Source organism: uncultured Rothia sp., assembly GCF_963544205.1.
GTDB lineage: Bacteria > Actinomycetota > Actinomycetes > Actinomycetales > Micrococcaceae > Rothia.
Genome location: NZ_CAUUDY010000004.1, coordinates 47572 through 65821, shown reverse-complemented (window position 1 = coordinate 65821; position 18250 = coordinate 47572). Strand labels below are relative to the sequence as shown.

The following is an 18250-nucleotide window of genomic DNA, read 5'->3' as shown; positions in this document are numbered from 1 at the left end:
GAACCCTCGTTCCACCCGCGGCACTCACCCTCGCACCAACAATGCGTCTACGCACGTCAGCACGTAAATATCGGGGAGTACCCCTATAGCATAGCGGAGTATTCGCCCTATCAAAAGCGGAACCGCGGGTACGAGTCTTGATGGATGCCCACTCCCCCGCTACAGAGGTGAGCAAACTCCCACCGGTGCGAGTGCGCGGCGACAAAATATGCATCAAAATGTACCCGAAAATGGGGGCAAAAACGGCCAAAACAGCGACGCTACCGGGGCAGAAATCGGGTACCGGAAACTGGATACCGAAAACCGGGTACGCAAAAGGGGCGCGCACCCCGAGCAGACTCTCAACAGAATCCACCCGGAGCACACGCCCCTCACGCAACACGCGAACTATGCGCCGCGAGCCGCCAACAGGTCATCACGAGCCGCCTGCGCAGCCTTCGCCAGACCCTCAACCGAGGGACCGGCAGCCAGCACGCCACGGCTGGAATTCACCAGCACCTGCGACTCAACGCCCGCAAACACGCGGTACAGGTCAGCCGCCGAAGCGCCCTGCGCACCGTAACCGGGCGACAGAATCGGGCCGTTGAACACGCTCAGGTCAATACCCAAATCAACCAGCGCCTGACCAACGGTCGCGCCAACCACCAGACCGCACGGGCCCATCTGCTCCCACTGACGGGAAGCATTCTCGGCGGTAGCCGCAGCGATAATGCGCTTAGCCACAGCGCCCTCGGATTCCGAGGCGCCCACGTGCTGAACGCTCTTACCCTCGGGGTTCGAGGTCAGCGCCAGCACGAAAGTGCCGCGGTCATTCTGATCAGCCAAATCCAGCGCCGGACGCAGCGACTCAAAACCCAGGTACGGGCTCAGGGTCACCGAATCGGTACCCAGCGGCGAGGAGGAGCCGAGCCACGCATCCGCGTACGCCTTCATGGTCGAGCCGATGTCGCCGCGCTTCGCGTCAGCAACAATCAGCACACCATCAGCGGCAGCGCGGGCGAACAGCGCCTCCAGCACGGCAAGACCGGCAGAGCCGTGACGCTCAAACAGCGCCACCTGAGGCTTCAACGCCGCCGCAAACGGGGCGCAACCCTCGTACACTGCCTCGGTGAAGGCAGCCAGACCCTCAGCGGAATCCTCAAGACCCCACTGCTCCAGCAGGTTCGGGTGCGGGTCAATACCCACGCACAGCGGGCCGCGCTCCGCCATCGCCTTCGCCAGACGATCACCAAAAGCAGCGGACATTACGCCTCGCCACCCTCAGAACGAGCATCCACAGCGGCAGCCAGCTGAACGTCATGCTCCTGCAGGCTCATAATGTCCCAGCTGTGCTCGCGCAGAGCATTAATCGCCTGAACAGCCGCAGCGAACTCAGAAATGGTGGTCATGACCGGGCAGCCCACCGAAACCGCAGCGGCACGAATCTCGTAACCATCGCTACGAGCAGCACCACCGGCAGGGGTGTTCAGAATCAGGTCAATGTCACCGTTGCGGACCATGTCCACAATCGAGTGGTCGCCATTCGCCTCAGCGAACTTCGACGCCACAATCACCGAGTTCAGGCCGTTACGGCGCAGAATCTCAGCGGTACCACCGGTCGAAACAATCTCGAAGCCCAGGGACTCCAGCATCTTCGCGTAAATAATGACGTTACGCTTATCGTGGTTAGCCACCGAAATGAACACCTTACCGGAGGTCGGCAGCGGCGAACCAGCGCCAGCCTGAGCCTTCGCAAACGCGGTGTCGAAGTGCTTGTCCAGACCCATAACCTCACCGGTCGAACGCATCTCCGGGCTCAGCAGCGAATCCACCACAACACCCTCCGGGGTGCGGAAACGAGCGAACGGCAGAACCGCAGCCTTCACAGCAATCGCAGTCTCCTGCGGCAGGGACGCACCATCCATCTTCGACGGCAGGTAACCCTCAGCCTTCAACTCAGCAATGGTCTTACCCAGACCAATCAGCACAGCAGCCTTAGCCATCTGCACGCCGGTAGCCTTCGACACGAACGGAACAGTACGGGACGCACGCGGGTTAGCCTCAATCACGTACAGGTTCTCCGACACGTACGCGAACTGAATGTTAATCAGGCCGCGCACGCCGGTGCCGCGAGCAATCTTCTCGGTAGCCTCCTTCACCTTCGCGATGATGTCCGGGCCGAGAGTAATCGGAGGCAGAGTACAGGAAGAGTCACCCGAGTGAATACCGGCTTCCTCAATGTGCTCCATGACGCCGCCCAGGTACAGCTCCTCGCCGTCGAACAGGGCGTCAACGTCAATCTCGATAGCGTCCTCAAGGAACTTATCAATCAGAGCCGGCTGCGAGGGCGAAACCTCGGTAGCGTTCTCCAGGTAGCGAGCCAGGTTAGCCTCGTCGTAGACAATCTCCATGCCGCGGCCGCCCAGCACGTACGAGGGGCGAACCAGAACCGGGTAACCAATCTCGTCAGCGATGCGCTTAGCACCCTCGAAAGTGAACGCGGTACCGTTCTTGGGCGAAATCAGGCCGCCCTCCTCCAGCACGCGAGCGAACTCGCCGCGGTCCTCAGCCAGGTCAATAGCCTCGGGGGTGGTGCCCAGAATCGGCACGCCCGCATCCTTCAGGGCACGAGCCAGCTTCAGCGGAGTCTGGCCGCCCAGCTGCACGAACACGCCCATGAGGCCGCCGGTACGACGCTCCGACTCAACAATCTCCAGCACATCCTCAAGGGTCAGCGGCTCGAAGTACAGGCGAGTCGAAATATCGTAGTCAGTCGAAACGGTCTCGGGGTTGCAGTTGACCATGACGGTCTCGTAACCCAGCGAACGCAGCACCAGCGAAGCGTGCACACACGAGTAGTCAAACTCAATACCCTGACCGATACGGTTCGGGCCCGAACCCAGAATCATGATCGAGGGCTTCTCGTGGTGCGCAACCTCATCCTCCAGGTCGTAGGAGGAGTAGTGGTACGGAGTGAACGCCTCAAACTCAGCAGCGCAGGTGTCAACAGTCTTGAAGACCGGGCGGATACCCAGAGCGTGGCGAACACCGCGCACAACGTCCTCGGAGGAGCCGATAATCTCGGCAATCTGAGCATCAGAGAAACCGTGACGCTTAGCCAGCTTCAGGGTCTCCGGGTCAAGGTGGTCACGCTTAGCGTGAACCACGCCGGCCACCTCATTCAGCAGCACCAGCTGATCCAGGAACCACGGGTCAATCTTGGTAGCCTCGTGCAGCTGCTCCACGGTAGCACCAGCCAGCAGAGCCTGCTGAACCTGGTAGATACGCTGAGTGGTCGGAACCTTAGTCTTCTCAATCAGCTCAGCTAGCTCAGCCTCAGACAGGGACAGCGGCTTGAACGAGAAGGACGCACCCTTCTGCTCCAGCGAACGCATCGCCTTCTGCAGAGCCTCAGTGAAGTTACGGCCCAGAGCCATAGCCTCGCCAACACTCTTCATGGTGGTGGTCAGAGTCGGGTCAGCAGCCGGGAACTTCTCAAACGCAAAGCGAGGAACCTTCACGACCACGTAGTCCAGGGTCGGCTCGAAGGACGCCGGGGTCTTCTGGGTGATATCGTTCGGAATCTCATCCAGGGTGTAACCCAGCGACAGCTTGGTCGCAATCTTCGCAATCGGGAAGCCGGTAGCCTTCGACGCGAGCGCCGAAGAACGGGACACGCGCGGGTTCATCTCAATGACGATGATGCGGCCGGTCTTCGGGTCAATCGCGAACTGGATGTTACAACCACCGGTGTCCACGCCAACCTCACGAATCACGTTAATCGCGATGTCGCGCAGCTTCTGGAACTCACGGTCAGTCAGGGTCAGCGCGGGTGCCACGGTGATAGAGTCACCGGTGTGCACGCCCACGGGGTCGAAGTTCTCGATGGAGCAGACAACCACGACATTGTCGTTGGTGTCACGCATCATCTCCAGCTCGTATTCCTTCCAGCCGAGGATGGACTCCTCCAGCAGGACCTCGCTGGTCGGCGAGTACTGAATACCGGCGCCGGCAATACGGTAGAGGTCTTCCTCGTTGTACGCCATACCCGAGCCGAGACCACCCATGGTGAAGGAGGGGCGGACCACCATCGGGTAGCCCAGCTCCTTAGCGGCTTCCAGTGCCTCCGGCATGGAGTGAACAATCACCGAGCGTGCAGACTCGCCGCCGGCGCGCTCTACCACGCCCTTGAATGCTTCACGGTCCTCACCGAGGTTAATCGCCTCAATGTTCGCGCCAATGAGCTCAACATTGTACTTGGCGAGCACGCCGCGCTCATCCAGGGAGATGGCCGCGTTCAGTGCGGTCTGACCACCCAGGGTCGGCAGGATTGCGTCCGGCTTTTCCTTCTCGATGATCTTCTCAATCACCTCGGGGGTGATGGGCTCAATGTAGGTGGCGTCCGCGAACTCGGGGTCGGTCATGATAGTTGCCGGGTTCGAGTTCACGAGGATGACGCGCACGCCCTCCTCCTTCAGCACGCGCAGCGCCTGAGTACCGGAGTAGTCAAATTCCGCAGCCTGACCGATGACGATGGGGCCGGAACCGATGACGAGGACGCTATTAAGGTCAGTACGACGAGGCATTTATGCTTCCTTTGCAGTCTTGGTTGCGACCATCAGGTCGATGAAACGGTCAAAGAGGTAGGCGGAATCGTGCGGGCCCGCAGCAGCCTCGGGGTGGTACTGCACGGAGAACGCGGGGATGTCCTTACAGGTCAGGCCCTCAACCACGTTGTCATTCAGACCCACGTGGGAGACCATAACCTGACCGAACTCGGCGTTCGGTGCGGTCACGTAGTCACCAATCGGCGCGTCCACAGCGAAGCCGTGGTTCTGCGCGGTGATCTCAACCTTACCGGTGGTCTTGTCCATGACCGGCTGGTTGATGCCGCGGTGACCGAAGGGCAGCTTGTAGGTGCCGAAGCCCAGGGCGCGGCCGAGCAGCTGGTTACCGAAGCAGATGCCGAAGAACGGGGTGCCCTTACGCAGCACACCCTGCAGCAGCTCAACCTGCTCGTCAGCGGTTGCCGGGTCACCGGGGCCGTTGGAGAAGAACACGCCGTCGGGGTTGTGGGAGTAGATGTCCTCGAGGGTTGCGCTTGCGGGCAGCACGTGCACACGCACGCCACGCTCAGCGAAACGCTGCGGGGTCATCGACTTAATGCCCAGGTCCAGGGCGACAATGGTCGCGACCGGGGGTGCGAACCAGTTGAACTGGTGCGGCTCAACAGTGTAGGCGGTGTCAACCGAAACGGAGTCAGCGAGCTTACGGCCAGCCATCGGCTCGGAGGCGCGCACCTCCTCCAGCAGCTCAGCCTCGGGGCGTTCTGCGTGCTCACCGGAGAACACGCCCGCACGCATCGAACCGCTCGAACGCAGGCGGCGGGTCAGGGCGCGAGTGTCAATGCCCTGAATACCGATGATGCCCTGCTCGATGAGCTCTTCGTCGAGGGTGCGCTCAGAACGCCAGTTAGATGCCACGCGTGCAGCGTCGCGAACCACGTAGCCGGCAACCCAAATCTTGCGGGACTCAGCGTCGGTCTTGTTCACGCCGGTGTTGCCAATATGCGGAGCGGTCTGAACCACAATCTGACCCGCGTAGGAGGGGTCGGTCAGGGTTTCCTGGTAGCCGGTCATGCCGGTCGAGAAAACCGCCTCGCCCAGGGACGCGCCGGTTGCGCCGTAGCCGTAGCCGCGGTAGACGGTGCCGTCCTCCAGGACGAGCAGCGCGCGGTCCGTACGCAGGGCGCCGGATCGTGTCATGTCAGTCATGCTCTTCTTCCTTTTCTCTGGTGTTCTCCCCCGCTTCCTGTACGGCCTCTACCGTGCAGGTTCCGGGGTAGTCTACGATGCCTTCGGCGGGTTGTTCGCCTGCCGTGGGACTAAATCTATGGGTGTGCGGGTGCGCCGGGGATGTTGGTCCGGGCTGTGCCCGATACCGGTTAGGCTTCCGGTTCTGCCGCCCACTTTTCGGGTGCATCCACCGCATTCGGGGCGATGCGGCGCAGCTCTCGCAGTACCGCCTGCTTGTCCTCGGCGTAGCGGGTGCGGAAGCCGGTCTGCACGCGGTGACCGTCCAGGGTCCAACCAATCACGACCAGGCCGTTCTTCTCCACAACCTTGCCCGCCATACCGCGGTCAGTGGTGATGACCGCAAGCTTCTTCGCCGGAATCCACAGGTCCTTCGCGCCGTTACGGGTGAAGATGATGCTGTCCGGGTAAATCAGCAGGGTGGACTTGCTCTTGAAGCCGAGCGAATCGAAACCCACGCGGTCCAGCCAGTTACCGAAAATGGTGGTGCTGACGTACTCGCCTTCGAAAGCGGCGTCAGCGGTCATGCCCTCGTAGCGTTCGGGAACTTCCTTGAGGGAGCCGAACATGTTCGCCTGGCGTGCCAGGCGTGAGCGCCATCCGTGCCACATGCCGTAGATGCACAGGGCGACCAGGGCGATGCAGATGACGGCGGTCAGGAACTTTCCCACGAAGGTTCTCTCTTTCGGTTGGGGTCTCGGTCGATTCTCTCGGCCTGGGTTGATGGGGTTGGAGGGCGGTGCTCCCGGCGCGGTTGAACCTCCCGGCGAGGCGGTGGCAGGCGCAAAACCCACCACCGCCAGGCACGGTCACTACGCGGTTCGCCTCGCGGGCCAGTCGCGCAAACTCAGCGGTGCGAACTAAACCTGCGCGAACTTACGTGCTCGGGTTACTTGCGCGGGGTTGCCAGCTCGCCGTTCAGCACGGTCGGGTGGCCAGCGTAGAAGGTTGCACGAATCGAGCCGGGCACCTCCATGTCGCGGTAGGGGTTGTTCTTACCCTTGGTTGCCTGCTCCTCCGGCTTGATGACGCGGGTTGCCTTCGGGTCGACCAGCACAATGTTTGCCGGTTCGCCTTCGGCAAGCGGGCGACCCTGCTCGTGGTCCAGGCGACCAATCTTCGCGGGCTGCTCGGAGAGGATACGAGCCACATCGCGCCAGGTAATCATGCCGGTGTCAACCAGGGTCATCTGGATGATGGACAGTGCCTGCTCCAGGCCGGTCATGCCGTTCGCGGCGCACGCCCACTCGCATTCCTTGGTCTCTGCCGGGTGCGGTGCGTGGTCGGTACCGATTACGTCGATGATGCCGTCGGCGACTGCCTGGCGTAGCGCCATGACGTCCTCTTCGGTGCGCAGCGGCGGGTTCACCTTGAACACCGGGTCGTAGGTGCGTGCGGTCTCGTCGGTAAGCAGCAGGTGGTGCGGGGTTGCCTCCGCGGTCACCTTCACGCCGCGGGACTTAGCCCAGCGCACAACCTCAATGGAGCCCTTAGTGGACAGGTGGCAGATGTGCAGCTTGGAGTCCAGGTGCTCAGCCAGCAACACGTCGCGGGCGATAATTGCCTCTTCAGCGACGGCGGGCCAGCCGGCAAGACCCAGGTCAGCGGACACCTTACCCTCGTTCATCTGGGCGCCCTCGGTCAGGCGCGGCTCCTGCGCGTGCTGCGCAATAACGCCGTCGAAGGTCTTGACATATTCGAGAGCGCGGCGCATCACGGCGGGGTCGTACACGCACATGCCGTCGTCGGAGAACACGCGCACGTTCGCGGTGGAGTTCGCCATGCCGCCGATGTCGGAGAGGCGCTCGCCCTTCAGACCCACGGTCACAGCGCCGATGGGCTGCACGCGGCACCATGCGGATTCCTTGCCGAGGCGGTCAACCTGCTCAACCACTGCGGCGGTGTCTGCCACGGGCAGGGAGTTTGCCATGGCGAACACTGCGGTGTAGCCGCCCAGGGCTGCCGCGCGGGTGCCGGTCTCAACGGTTTCGGATGCCTCATAGCCGGGCTGACGCAGGTGGGTGTGGATGTCGACCAGGCCGGGCAGTGCCACCTGGCCTGCCGCCTCGACGACCTGTGCGTCTGCGGCGTCAATGTTCTCTGCGATGCGGCTAATCACGCCGTCCTCGATGAGGATGTCGGCGACCTTTTCGCCGTAGAGGCTTGCGCCCTTGATCAGGTACTTGCTCATGGTGTTGGTTCCTCTCGTTAGGAAGGTCGTTTAGGATTCGTCGCCGGCGTAGAGCTTGGCGCTGGAGCCGTCAGTCAGAAGCAGGTAGAGCACCGCCATGCGCAGCGCCACGCCGTTGCTGACCTGGCGCAGGACCCAGGAGTTGGTGGCGTCGGCGGCTTCGGTGCAGATTTCCAGGCCGCGGTTCATGGGGCCCGGGTGCAGGATTGCGACCGGCTGCGGCTGCGCCTGCAGGGTTGCGAAGCGTTCAGCGGTCAGACCCCACAGCTCGGTGTACTCCTCTGCGGAGGGGAAGTACGCGGCGTTCATGCGTTCCTTCTGGATACGCAGCAGCATCACGGCGTCGGGCTTGGTGGCGATAGCTTCGTCGAAGTCGTGGAAGATTTCCACGCCGGCCTCTTCAACCCAGGAGGCGGTGTTCAGCGGCAGCAGGGTCGGCGGTGCGACGAAGACGACCTGCGCGCCGAGGGTGTGCAGCAGCCAAAGGTTGGAGCGCGCCACGCGCGAGTGCAGGATGTCGCCGACGATGAGCACGCGCATGCCGGACAGGTCGGTGCCGCGGGGGCTGTCCAGGCCGTCGCGTTCTGCCTTGTACTGGCGCAGGGACACGGCGTCGAGCAACGCCTGGGTGGGGTGCGCGTGGGTGCCGTCGCCCGCGTTGAGCACGGGAATGTCGGTCCAGCCAGCCTCCGCCAGGCGCTGCGGTGCACCGGATGCGGAGTGGCGAATCACGAACGCATCCGCGCCGATTGCCTTGAGGGTCTGCGCGGTGTCCTTGAGCGACTCGCCCTTAGACAGGGAGGAGCCGGAAGCGGAGAAGTTGGTGACCGCCGCACCCAGGCGCTTCTCCGCTGCTTCGAAGGAGAGGCGGGTGCGGGTGGAGTCCTCGAAGAAGAGGTTGACGACGGTCTTGCCGTTGAGCACGTTCAGGGTGCGGTTTTCGGCCTTGACCTGCGCCATGTAGTCGGCGACGTCGAGGATTTCGATGGCTTCTTCGCGGGTTAGTTCGCGGGTGTCGAGCAGATGCTTCATGAGAGCCCTCCCAGCTGGATAATGTCAACTCGGTCTGTTGCGTTGTCGGTTTCAGTCAGTACGACGCGCACGGTTTCGCTGGCGCTGGTGGGCAGGTTTTTGCCCACGTGATCGGCGCGGATGGGTAGTTGCCGGTGTCCGCGGTCTACGAGGACTGCCAGGCGTACGAGGGCGGGTCGTCCGTGGGCGTTGAGTGCGTCGAGGGCGGCGCGTACGGTGCGGCCGGAGTAGAGGACGTCGTCAACGAGAACTACGGTTTTACCTTCAATGCCGATGGTGGGCATGATGCTTTCCCCCGCGTTTTCTGGGGAGGTGGTGCCGCCGGTTCGCTGGTCGTCGCGGTAGGCGGTGATGTCCAGGGCGCCGATTCGTGTTTCTGCGTTGAAGTTCGGCTCGATGGCTTGGATGCGGGCTGCGAGTCGTACGGCAAGGGGCACGCCGCGGGAGCGGATGCCGATGAGTACGAGGTTTTCTACGCCTTTATTGGTTTCGATGATTTCGTAGGCGATGCGGGTGAGGGCGCGGCGGATTTCGTCCTCGCTGAGGATGGTGCGGCCGACGGTGGTCGCGTCCTCGGAGGTGCTTTGAGGGGTTGCCGAATGGGGGGCTGCGGTTAGATTTCGCCCCTGATTCGCGCCGGATGTGGGTACAGTTGACCCAGGCATAGCCGTCTCCTTCCCCGCCTCACGGGACGGATTTAAAGGTTTTGTGCTTCTAGTAGGGTACCACAGTTCACAGGCTACGTTCAGGTTCGGCGAGAGTCCGCCCACGCTGAGGCGACCCCTCACAGTGAGAGGGCTGCGGGGATATCAGAAGCACGTCTATAGCATGAGGCCAAAAATAGAAGTGGGAAGGTAGTTGAAGCACACTCAGATGCTCTTCAATTACCTTCCCATTTCTGAAAGCGTTAGTGCTGCGAGGGCTTGCAGTCACCTTGGGCTTTGCGTCCGCTCTGAATCACAAACACACCGTCTGGTCGACGAATCATAGTGTTCTCACGCAATTCCTCTGCTGCAGGCGATGAGGGAGAACCATCAACAACAGGTTCACCATTGGGCCAGCGAAGGCTTCCCCAGTCTTCGCAATACTGCACACGAACAACGGCGTTAGGGGTGCTCTGCCCATTTTGGTCCGTTGAGGCAGATACTTCGACTACTTCTACATCGCGAATTTCAATCTGCCCGCCAAACGGTCCTTCCTGAAGTGTTTCACGTAAGTCAGCAAAACCAGCCAGGGTGCTTTTAACACCCTTCGGTTCCAAAAACTTAGCGAGGTCCTCTTCACTGGTATGCTCCAGATCCCCCTGCATCCAGGCATTTCGAAGACGCACGTCCTGAGCTAGCACTTGCTTACCTGCTTCTCCTGCAGCTTTTCGCGCTTCTTCGGAGTCAACGGTGGTGTCAACGGCGGCACGGATTTCAACGACCTCAGAACCGGTCGGGGTAGGCGAAGGAGTAGGGGTAGGAGTTGCGGAAGCTTCAGCGCTCGCGGAAGTGGATGCATTCGATTCTGCCTTGACCTGCGCGCCGCCGGAACATGCAGACAGGGTCAGGAGCATTGCCGCAGAGAGCACGGCAATAGAAGCACGCGTGGTACGACTAAACATCATTGTTGGTTCTTTTCTGGTGTGTGGTTGTGCCGATAAAGACGGCTATGGAAATGGTGACTGTTGGAGGCGCATATCGAGCAACACTAGCAGAGGTAGCCTCCTCGCGTGCCCGGTATGCGTCCCATTACATCAGGTGCGGAGGCTAGACGACTTCGTCTTCCTCATAGTCGCAACCTTTGTGGTCAATATCGATATTGCCAAGAACATATGCCCCGTCATCACGTCGAACAATAAAAATCCTCCGTGTTTGGCTAACGTTCAGCCTAGACCCGTCAGACAGACGAACATTTCTAGTATCTTCGCAGAAGGTGACGGCTATACCCGCGTTAGGCTCCGAAGGCTTAGAACCGTCAGAGTGCTCCAAATTGTAGATAGAGGGAAGGCGAACATCACGGAAGATAATATCGCCTTCCACAGGGGAGGATACTGAGAGCTCATGCATAGACTCTGCCTGCTTTTTAACGCTTTCGAAAATACCCTTATCTACGTACTGAAGTAGCTCCTCATCGCTGGTATGTTCCACATCTCCATGCAACCAGGCGTTCTTAACACGTAGATGCTGGTCCAATACGGCGTACGCTGCGACAAGCGCCGCGTTTTCAGCTTCCTTCGAATCATTATTGGTGTCCACGCTCGGGCGAACCAGCACAATCTCGGAGCCAGACGGGCCGGTCGGGGTGGGCGAAGCAGTGGGAGTTGCGGAAGCCTCGGCGCTTGCCGATTCAGCGTTCGCGGAAGTGGAAGCGCTCGATTCTGCGCTGACCTGCGCGCCGCCGGAACAAGCGGACAGGGTGAGCATCATCGCCGCAGAGAGCGCGGCAATAGAACTACGGTTAAACATCATTGTTGGTTCTTTTCTGGTGTGTGGTTGTGTAAACCGCAGAATTATCCACGCAACAACGTGTGGAATTCAGCGGAATGTTATCGGTTGATGCCATTACCCTAACATATACCCACGGAGCACACACCCTGGCTCGCTATTTGTCCATTTTGGCAATGTTCCGTTCATATAGGTGCAGACAAGGGCATATCTGAGGTATGCATAGAGGCGCATACCGGACACGCAGGGCGGGGGCTCCGTCCTCAAGGCGCTCAGCGCCGCAGAGGGGGCACTCCCCCGCCCGCGTTGTCCGGTGAAGCCTCGACTGTTGCTAACAAACCCTGCGAGCACATCCGCACCCAATACGGAACCCCACGCAGAACTGCACCAACCAAACGCAACCTAGACACAGAAAACCCCCGCCGTCCTGTAGCGAACTACAGTACGGCGGGGGTTTCACGTACGCTCCCCTGCGGGCGCATCCTCAACGGCAGCAAACCAACCAGCTGCGGGCTAGCGGTCAGGCCGCGGTGGGACGTCTTACGCGAGCAGGGTCGGCTTCACCTGACGGAGCTTATCCAGCAGACCGTTCACGAACTTCGGAGATTCATTCGTGGACAGCACACGCGCCAGACCGACAGCCTCAGAAATTGCGACAGCATCCGGAACATCGTCGTTGTACAGAAGTTCCCAAGTGCCAATACGCAGCACGGCACGGTCCACGGCGGGCATACGCTCGAAGGACCAGTCACGGGCGTAAGTCTCAACAAACTCGCGGATCTCTTCGTCGTGGTCGCGAACGCCACGAATGATTTCCTCAGAGTAAGCAGAAATCTGCGCAACCGTGTACAGTCGGCGGCGGCGGAGTACCTCAATATAATCTTCGTTGCGCTGATCCGCCTCGAAGAGCACTTCGAGGGCGCGCAATCGGGCTTTAGTACGCGAATTCATTAGTCGTTCACGCGACCGAGGTACTCACCGGTGCGGGTGTCAACCTTGACCTTGGTACCGGTCTCCAGGAACAGGGGAACCTGGATCTCGTAGCCGGTCTCAACGGTTGCGGGCTTGGTGCCGCCGGTGGAGCGGTCACCCTGCAGGCCGGGCTCGGTGTAGGTGATTTCGAGGACCACGGATGCGGGCAGCTCGATGTACAGGGGGCTACCCTCGTGCATTGCGATGGTTGCGGTCTGGGACTCGAGCATGTAGTTTGCTGCGTCGCCGACAACGGTTGCGGGAACGTTGATCTGGTCGTAGGTCTTCATGTCCATGAAGACGTAGTCGTCGCCGTCCTGGTACAGGTACTGGTAGTCGGAGCGGTCAACGGTTGCGGTTTCGATCTTAGCGCCAGCGTTGAAGGTGCGGTCGACGACCTTGCCGGAGGTAACGTTGCGCAGCTTGGTGCGGACGAACGCGCCACCCTTACCGGGCTTAACGTGCTGGAACTCAACGACGGACCAGAGGTTGCCGTCAATCTTCAGGACGGCGCCGTTCTTAATATCGGTAGTGGATGCCATGGGGCTCTCCTTCGTGTCATCGACGCCCACGCCGTAGTGGTACCCGGCGCGGCGCTAAGTTTTCAATGAGCAAAAATATGTCCCGTACATTCTACAGGATGCGCACGAATTTGCCTAGCAGGGGCGCCACAGAATCTGCGACACCCCGCCCGGCTGCCGCGCGCTGACTGCCATATGCTGGCGGTCGCGTGGCGTGTGCTTCCGGTGAATGTACGGGACTCACCACCTACTCAGTAATCTCCTGGTAGGTCATGTACAGAATCGAATCGTCCGGCACCTCGTAGACGCGCGGGCGGGCCAGACCATCCAGAATGATGAAGCGCAGCAGGTTACCGCGTGCCTTCTTGTCGCGGCGCATTGCTTCAAGCAGCTGGGGCCATGCGTCTGCCTTGTAGGAGGTGGGCAGGCCCAGGGATTCGAGGATGCGGCGGGTGCGTGCCACGAGCTCTTCGTCGGCGTGGCCGGTTGCCAGCGCCAGTTCGGCGGCGTAGACCATGCCGACGGACACTGCCGCGCCGTGACGCCACTGGTAGCGTTCGTTGCGCTCGATGGCGTGGGCGAGGGTGTGGCCGTAGTTCAGGATTTCGCGGCGGCCGGACTCGCGCAGGTCCTCGGAGACAACCTCAGCCTTCACGCGCACACTGCGCTCAATGAGCTCGCGCATCACGGCGGACTGCGAGTCGCGCACAGCGTCCGGGTTTGCCTCAATCAGGTCAAGAATTTCGGGATCGGCGATGAAGCCGCACTTAACGACCTCACCCATGCCGGTCAGCAGCTCGTGCTCGGGCAGGGTGCGCAGGGTGCCAATCTCACAGAGCACTGCGGCGGGCGGCCAGAACGCGCCGACCAGGTTCTTACCCTCGGCGGTGTTGATGCCGGTCTTACCGCCCACGGCGGCGTCCACCATGCCGAGCAGGGTGGTCGGAATGTGGATGACGCGCACGCCGCGCAGCCAGGTTGCCGCAACGAATCCGGCAACGTCGGTAATAGCGCCGCCGCCCACAGAGATGATCGCGTCGGTGCGGGTGAAGTCGTTCTGACCGAGCACCTGCCAGCAGAACGCCGCCACCTGGTAGTGCTTGGCTTCCTCGGCGTCCGGGATTTCGGCGCTGAACGACTCGTAGCCCATGGCGCGCAGGTCTTCCATGACGAGCTCACCGGTGGAACGCAGGGCACGCGGGTGAATCACGAGCACCTTCTTGGTGCGGTTGCCCAGAATTTCGGGAATCTTACCGAGCAGATTGTGGCCGATGAGAACCTCATAGTTCTCACGCGGGGAGCTGCCGGTCACCGGGATGCGGGTAATATCTTCCGCGCCGGAGGCACCGAAAGTGGGGGTGGGCTGAGTGCTCATCATGTGTCCTTTCACAGGTGAGGGGTTAAGCTTGGGGGCGCTGCGCGCGGGAGGCGCGGGTTGCGGTCACGTACGCCTGGATTTCGGCGGTCATCTCGGTGATGGGGCGGCCGCCTCGTGCGTCCAGGGTGAAGTGAGCCAGCTCCTCGTAGCGGCTGCGGCGGCGCTCAAAAATGTCGGTCCACCGCTCTACCGGGTTCGGTTGCAGCAGCGGGCGGGTCTTGTTGCCGGTAATGCGCGGGGTGACTGTCTCGGCATCAACGAGGATGTACACCACGCATTCGTCCTTGAGCAGCTCCGCGACCGAGTCGGTCATGGGCGCGCCACCGCCCAGGGAAAACACCGTGTTGCGGTACACGGGCGAAGTAAGGACCTCTTCGATGGTTTTGCGTTCGAGCTCGCGGAAGTGCGCCTCACCGAAGATCTCGAAGATTTCTGAGACTTCGCCGTAGCGTTCCACAATCAGCTGGTCAGCGTCGAGGAACTCGTAGCCGTAGAAACGCGCCAGGTGCGTACCAATGTAGGTCTTACCTGCCGCCATGGGGCCAATGAGCACGATGGGGCGGGAACGTTCCGCGAAGTTTTCGTGCATTTCACGCACCTGCTGCGGGTGGATGCGAGCGCCGCAGGCGGACTCGTCTTCTGCGAGCGCGTCTGCGGGGGTTTCTGCGGGCGCGACAAATTCAGCCGGTGCGGAAGCTTCGACGGATACTGCAGAATCAGCGGGAGTTGCGGTCAGCTCGGACGCGTCGAGGGGCTTCTCCCCCGCCGGGTTCTCTGCAGGCTGTTCTGCGGCGGGTGCTGCGGGCGCGGCAACCTGAACCTTGCCGAACAGCGCCGGGGTCGGACGGACCGGCTTGGCGGGTTCAGCCGCGGGCACAGGCGCAGAAACAGCAACGTTCTCCCCCGTTGCTTCAACAGGCTGAGCCTGCTTCGGTGCTACAGGTTTCGGAGGCGCCGGCTTGGGGGCAGTGAGATTGGGTGCCGCGGACTTCGGCGCAACAGGCTTGGGCGCGGCAGGCTTGGGAGCCTCCGCCTTCACGGACTCCTCGCGGGGTTCTTCCTGAGCGGTGCCCATGCCCTGCAGGGCGCTGAGCAGCTTCAGGCGCAGGTCCTCGTCCAGGCCCAGCGCCGGGTCGGCATCCTCAGAAACCGAGGAGGCGTACAGGCGCACACCCTGCGTGCTCGCGGCAGCGGCGGGCAGGGGGCGAACACCCGAACGCATCAGGTCAGCCGGGGTCGGCACGCGAGACGCCGCGCGGGCAGCAGAAACCGAAGCGGCAGCCTTGGAGCCTGCCTCAGAAGCTGCAGAAGAACCAGAAGCGCCCGCCTCACGCGCAGTAACCTCAGCGGATACAGCCTGCTCGGCCTCCACCGCGGCACCGGACTCCGATACACCGGATTCCGGGCGCGGCGAAGCGCCCCCTCGCGCACGCTGCGCAGCCGCAGCAATACGCGCAAGGGGGCTCGACGCGACGGGGTGAACGCCCGCAGGCTCAACCGGAAGGGGCACTACGCGTCCCAACCAGCCACGTTAGACTCCCACGCCAGAGACGCCGGAATGGCGTCCAGGTAGGAATCCATGTTGCGGCGAGTCTCACCAATCGAGTCGCCGCCAAACTTCTCCAGTGCAGCCTCAGCGAGCACCAGGGCGACCATGGCCTCCGCCACCACGCCGGCGGCGGGAACAGCACACACGTCCGAACGCTGGTGGTGGGCGCGAGCCTCTTCACCGGTGGAAGTATCAATGGTCTTCAGAGCCTTCGGCACGGTCGCAATGGGCTTCATTGCCGCACGCACACGCAGCAGGTCGCCAATGCTCATGCCGCCCTCAATACCACCTGCGCGGTTGGTATCGCGGGTAACGCCGTGCTCACCAATGGAAATCTCGTCGTGAGCGGCAGTGCCCGGGCGGTCAGCGGTCGCGAAACCGTCGCCAACCTCAACGCCCTTAATCGCCTGAATACCCATCAGTGCTGCGGCAAGGCGCGCGTCCAGGCGGCGGTCCCAGTGCACGTACGAACCCAGTCCGGGAGGCATACCGTACGCAAGCACCTCAACCACGCCGCCGAGAGTCTCGCCGTCTTTGTGAGCCTCGTCCACGCGCTGAACCATCGCGTCGGAGGTTGCCTTGTCGAAGCAGCGCAGCGGGTCAGCGTCCAGCTGGTCAACGTTGCGGGGCGAAGGCACCGGGGCGCCCTCGGGAGCGTGCACGCCACCCACAGCCACGGTGTGAGAAACCAGCTCAACACCCAGAGCCTTCAAAATCTGGGCGGCAACCACGCCAAGAGCCACGCGAGTCGCAGTCTCACGCGCGGAAGCGCGCTCCAGCACCGGGCGAGCCTCAGAGAAGTTGTACTTCTGCATGCCGGTAAAGTCAGCGTGACCGGGGCGCGGACGAGTCAGCGCCGCATTACGTGCGCGACCCTCAATCAGCTTCGGATCCACCGGATCAGAGCTCATCACGTCAGTCCACTTGGGCCACTCGGTGTTTGCAATCTCAATCGCGACCGGGCCGCCCTGAGTCAGGCCGTGGCGCACACCGCCCAGGATGCGCACGCGGTCCTCCTCGAACTTCATGCGGGCACCGCGGCCGTAGCCGAGTCGGCGGCGAGCCAGGGCGTCACGCACCATGTCGCTGGTGAGTTCCACACCGGCGGGTACGCCCTCAATAATGCCGACGAGCGCCTCGCCGTGGGATTCTCCGGCAGTGAGCCAACGCAGGGCCATAGGTTAACCTCTTTTCATCGCACCCGCACCGAAGCGCAGGAAGAAGGAATAATAATTCTTCACGTGTATAAATAGTGTATAAAATGCCCGTTTGCTGAGCGAATGAAAGCACGCTTTTTTCACGAAACGGAAGCGCGAGGCGCAAGATCAACCGCCGCGCACATCGCGTTGATTAGACCCAGCAGTTCGGCGGGCTGCAGTTCACGACCGGTAAACAGCAGAACCTGCTCCACCGCCTGGTACAGCAGCATCTCCAGACCAGAAACCACCGTGCCATCGTTAGCCTCCCAGGCGCTCGCCAGCACCGAAGGCCACGGGTTATACGCAACATCCAGCAGTACCGGGCGGTGCGTCGCGGAGGCACCCTTCAAGCCGGTCAGCTGGCTCGCCCACTCGTCCGCCGCATGCGCCGGAAGCGTAGACACCACCGGGTGATGGCCGCGCTCAGCAAGGTTCTGCGGCAGCTCAGCCAGGGAAACCTGCTCCAGCTGAACGCCCAGGCGATCTGCCGCCTCCTGCACGCTACCGAGCTTATGTAGCGAACGGGCGTACACGCTCACACGGCGGTAACCCAGCTTATGCAGGGCGGTCAGGGCGGAAATAGCGGTCGCTCCCCCACCAACGACGGCGGGCTCATCACGCTTGAGGTCCGGCTCCAAACCGGCGTGGCGCAGCGCGTTCACAATGCCAATCACGTCGGTGTTATCGCCCAGCACCTTCTCGCCGCGCGGATACACCGTATTCACCGCACCGGTCACGCGGGCAGTCTCGCTCAGCTCATCGCAATACTCGATGACGGCGGTCTTCAACGGCATCGTTACCGACAGGCCCGCAATATACGGTGCATCCTCCGTACCCTTCGGGTGGCGCACGCCGCGCATAATCGCCGGCAAATCATCGGGCAGGGTATCGCGGCGATCGTACTCAAGATTCGCCTCACCCAAAAAGTCATACGCCGCACGATGCAACGCAGGCGACAGCGAATGCGCAATAGGGTGCCCCAGCACGTAGGCACGGCGAAGATACGGGGCCTCGCGATACGGTTCAGTCTTCATCGGCTCTCTTTCGCTCTCACGCCGGGGGTCGTTCTCAACGCTGGGTACAGGGACGGCCGCGGGGGCCACCTCCCATTTTAGCGGGTACAGCAAAGGCGGGCACCTCCCCCACTCTCGTGGAGGCGGTACCCGCCTCAGCAAGGAACCTTCACG

The 18250-nt window shown here is 61.9% G+C and carries 15 protein-coding genes; all 15 read right to left on the bottom strand.

The window, feature by feature from the left end; translation table 11 throughout:
- Positions 1-387: 387 nt before the first annotated feature.
- The 15 genes from pyrF to RWZ58_RS03605 all read right to left on the bottom strand — a co-directional run bounded on the left by pyrF (position 388) and on the right by RWZ58_RS03605 (position 18097).
- The gene (gene pyrF / locus RWZ58_RS03675; protein WP_311468109.1) at positions 388-1245 is read right to left on the bottom strand and encodes an orotidine-5'-phosphate decarboxylase; all 858 of its coding nucleotides are present in this window, start codon (positions 1243-1245) and stop codon (positions 388-390) included.
- Complete coding sequence (gene carB / locus RWZ58_RS03670) at positions 1245-4565, bottom strand: carbamoyl-phosphate synthase large subunit (RefSeq protein ID WP_314657493.1); 3321 nt, start codon at positions 4563-4565, stop codon at positions 1245-1247. The genes pyrF and carB overlap by 1 nt, the downstream gene beginning before the upstream one ends.
- Positions 4566-5753, bottom strand: coding sequence for a glutamine-hydrolyzing carbamoyl-phosphate synthase small subunit (carA, locus tag RWZ58_RS03665; protein WP_049358368.1), 1188 nt, complete (start codon positions 5751-5753; stop codon positions 4566-4568).
- Positions 5754-5923: 170 nt separating this feature from the next.
- Entirely contained in the window at positions 5924-6463 is a 540-nt protein-coding gene (locus RWZ58_RS03660; protein WP_005508722.1) for a hypothetical protein, read from the bottom strand.
- A 218-nt stretch (positions 6464-6681) separates the two neighbouring features.
- Positions 6682-7983, bottom strand: coding sequence for a dihydroorotase (locus RWZ58_RS03655; protein ID WP_314657490.1), 1302 nt, complete (start codon positions 7981-7983; stop codon positions 6682-6684).
- Between the two features lie 30 nt (positions 7984-8013).
- Complete coding sequence (locus RWZ58_RS03650; RefSeq protein WP_314657488.1) at positions 8014-9015, bottom strand: aspartate carbamoyltransferase catalytic subunit; 1002 nt, start codon at positions 9013-9015, stop codon at positions 8014-8016.
- Positions 9012-9680: a bifunctional pyr operon transcriptional regulator/uracil phosphoribosyltransferase PyrR gene (pyrR, locus tag RWZ58_RS03645; RefSeq protein ID WP_314657486.1), complete on the bottom strand. Its 669-nt coding sequence runs from the start codon at positions 9678-9680 to the stop codon at positions 9012-9014. The genes RWZ58_RS03650 and pyrR overlap by 4 nt, the downstream gene beginning before the upstream one ends.
- Before the next feature lie 242 nt (positions 9681-9922).
- Positions 9923-10624, bottom strand: coding sequence for a methyl coenzyme M reductase subunit gamma (locus RWZ58_RS03640; protein WP_314657484.1), 702 nt, complete (start codon positions 10622-10624; stop codon positions 9923-9925).
- Between the two features lie 142 nt (positions 10625-10766).
- The gene (locus RWZ58_RS03635; protein WP_314657482.1) at positions 10767-11468 is read right to left on the bottom strand and encodes a methyl coenzyme M reductase subunit gamma; all 702 of its coding nucleotides are present in this window, start codon (positions 11466-11468) and stop codon (positions 10767-10769) included.
- A gap of 516 nt (positions 11469-11984) precedes the next feature.
- Positions 11985-12395 carry a transcription antitermination factor NusB gene (nusB, locus tag RWZ58_RS03630; RefSeq protein WP_303940727.1) on the bottom strand — a complete coding sequence of 137 codons (411 nt, stop codon included), beginning with the start codon at positions 12393-12395 and terminating at the stop codon, positions 11985-11987.
- Positions 12395-12958 carry an elongation factor P gene (gene efp / locus RWZ58_RS03625; RefSeq protein WP_005505932.1) on the bottom strand — a complete coding sequence of 188 codons (564 nt, stop codon included), beginning with the start codon at positions 12956-12958 and terminating at the stop codon, positions 12395-12397. Before efp ends, nusB begins: the two co-directional genes overlap by 1 nt.
- 226 nt (positions 12959-13184) lie before the next feature.
- Complete coding sequence (gene aroB / locus RWZ58_RS03620; protein WP_070629805.1) at positions 13185-14312, bottom strand: 3-dehydroquinate synthase; 1128 nt, start codon at positions 14310-14312, stop codon at positions 13185-13187.
- A gap of 25 nt (positions 14313-14337) precedes the next feature.
- Positions 14338-15825: a shikimate kinase gene (locus RWZ58_RS03615; RefSeq protein ID WP_314657477.1), complete on the bottom strand. Its 1488-nt coding sequence runs from the start codon at positions 15823-15825 to the stop codon at positions 14338-14340.
- Positions 15825-17042 carry a chorismate synthase gene (gene aroC / locus RWZ58_RS03610; protein WP_070678302.1) on the bottom strand — a complete coding sequence of 406 codons (1218 nt, stop codon included), beginning with the start codon at positions 17040-17042 and terminating at the stop codon, positions 15825-15827. The genes RWZ58_RS03615 and aroC overlap by 1 nt, the downstream gene beginning before the upstream one ends.
- Positions 17043-17161: 119 nt before the next feature.
- Positions 17162-18097: a shikimate dehydrogenase gene (locus RWZ58_RS03605; protein ID WP_314657475.1), complete on the bottom strand. Its 936-nt coding sequence runs from the start codon at positions 18095-18097 to the stop codon at positions 17162-17164.
- Positions 18098-18250 lie beyond the last annotated feature (153 nt).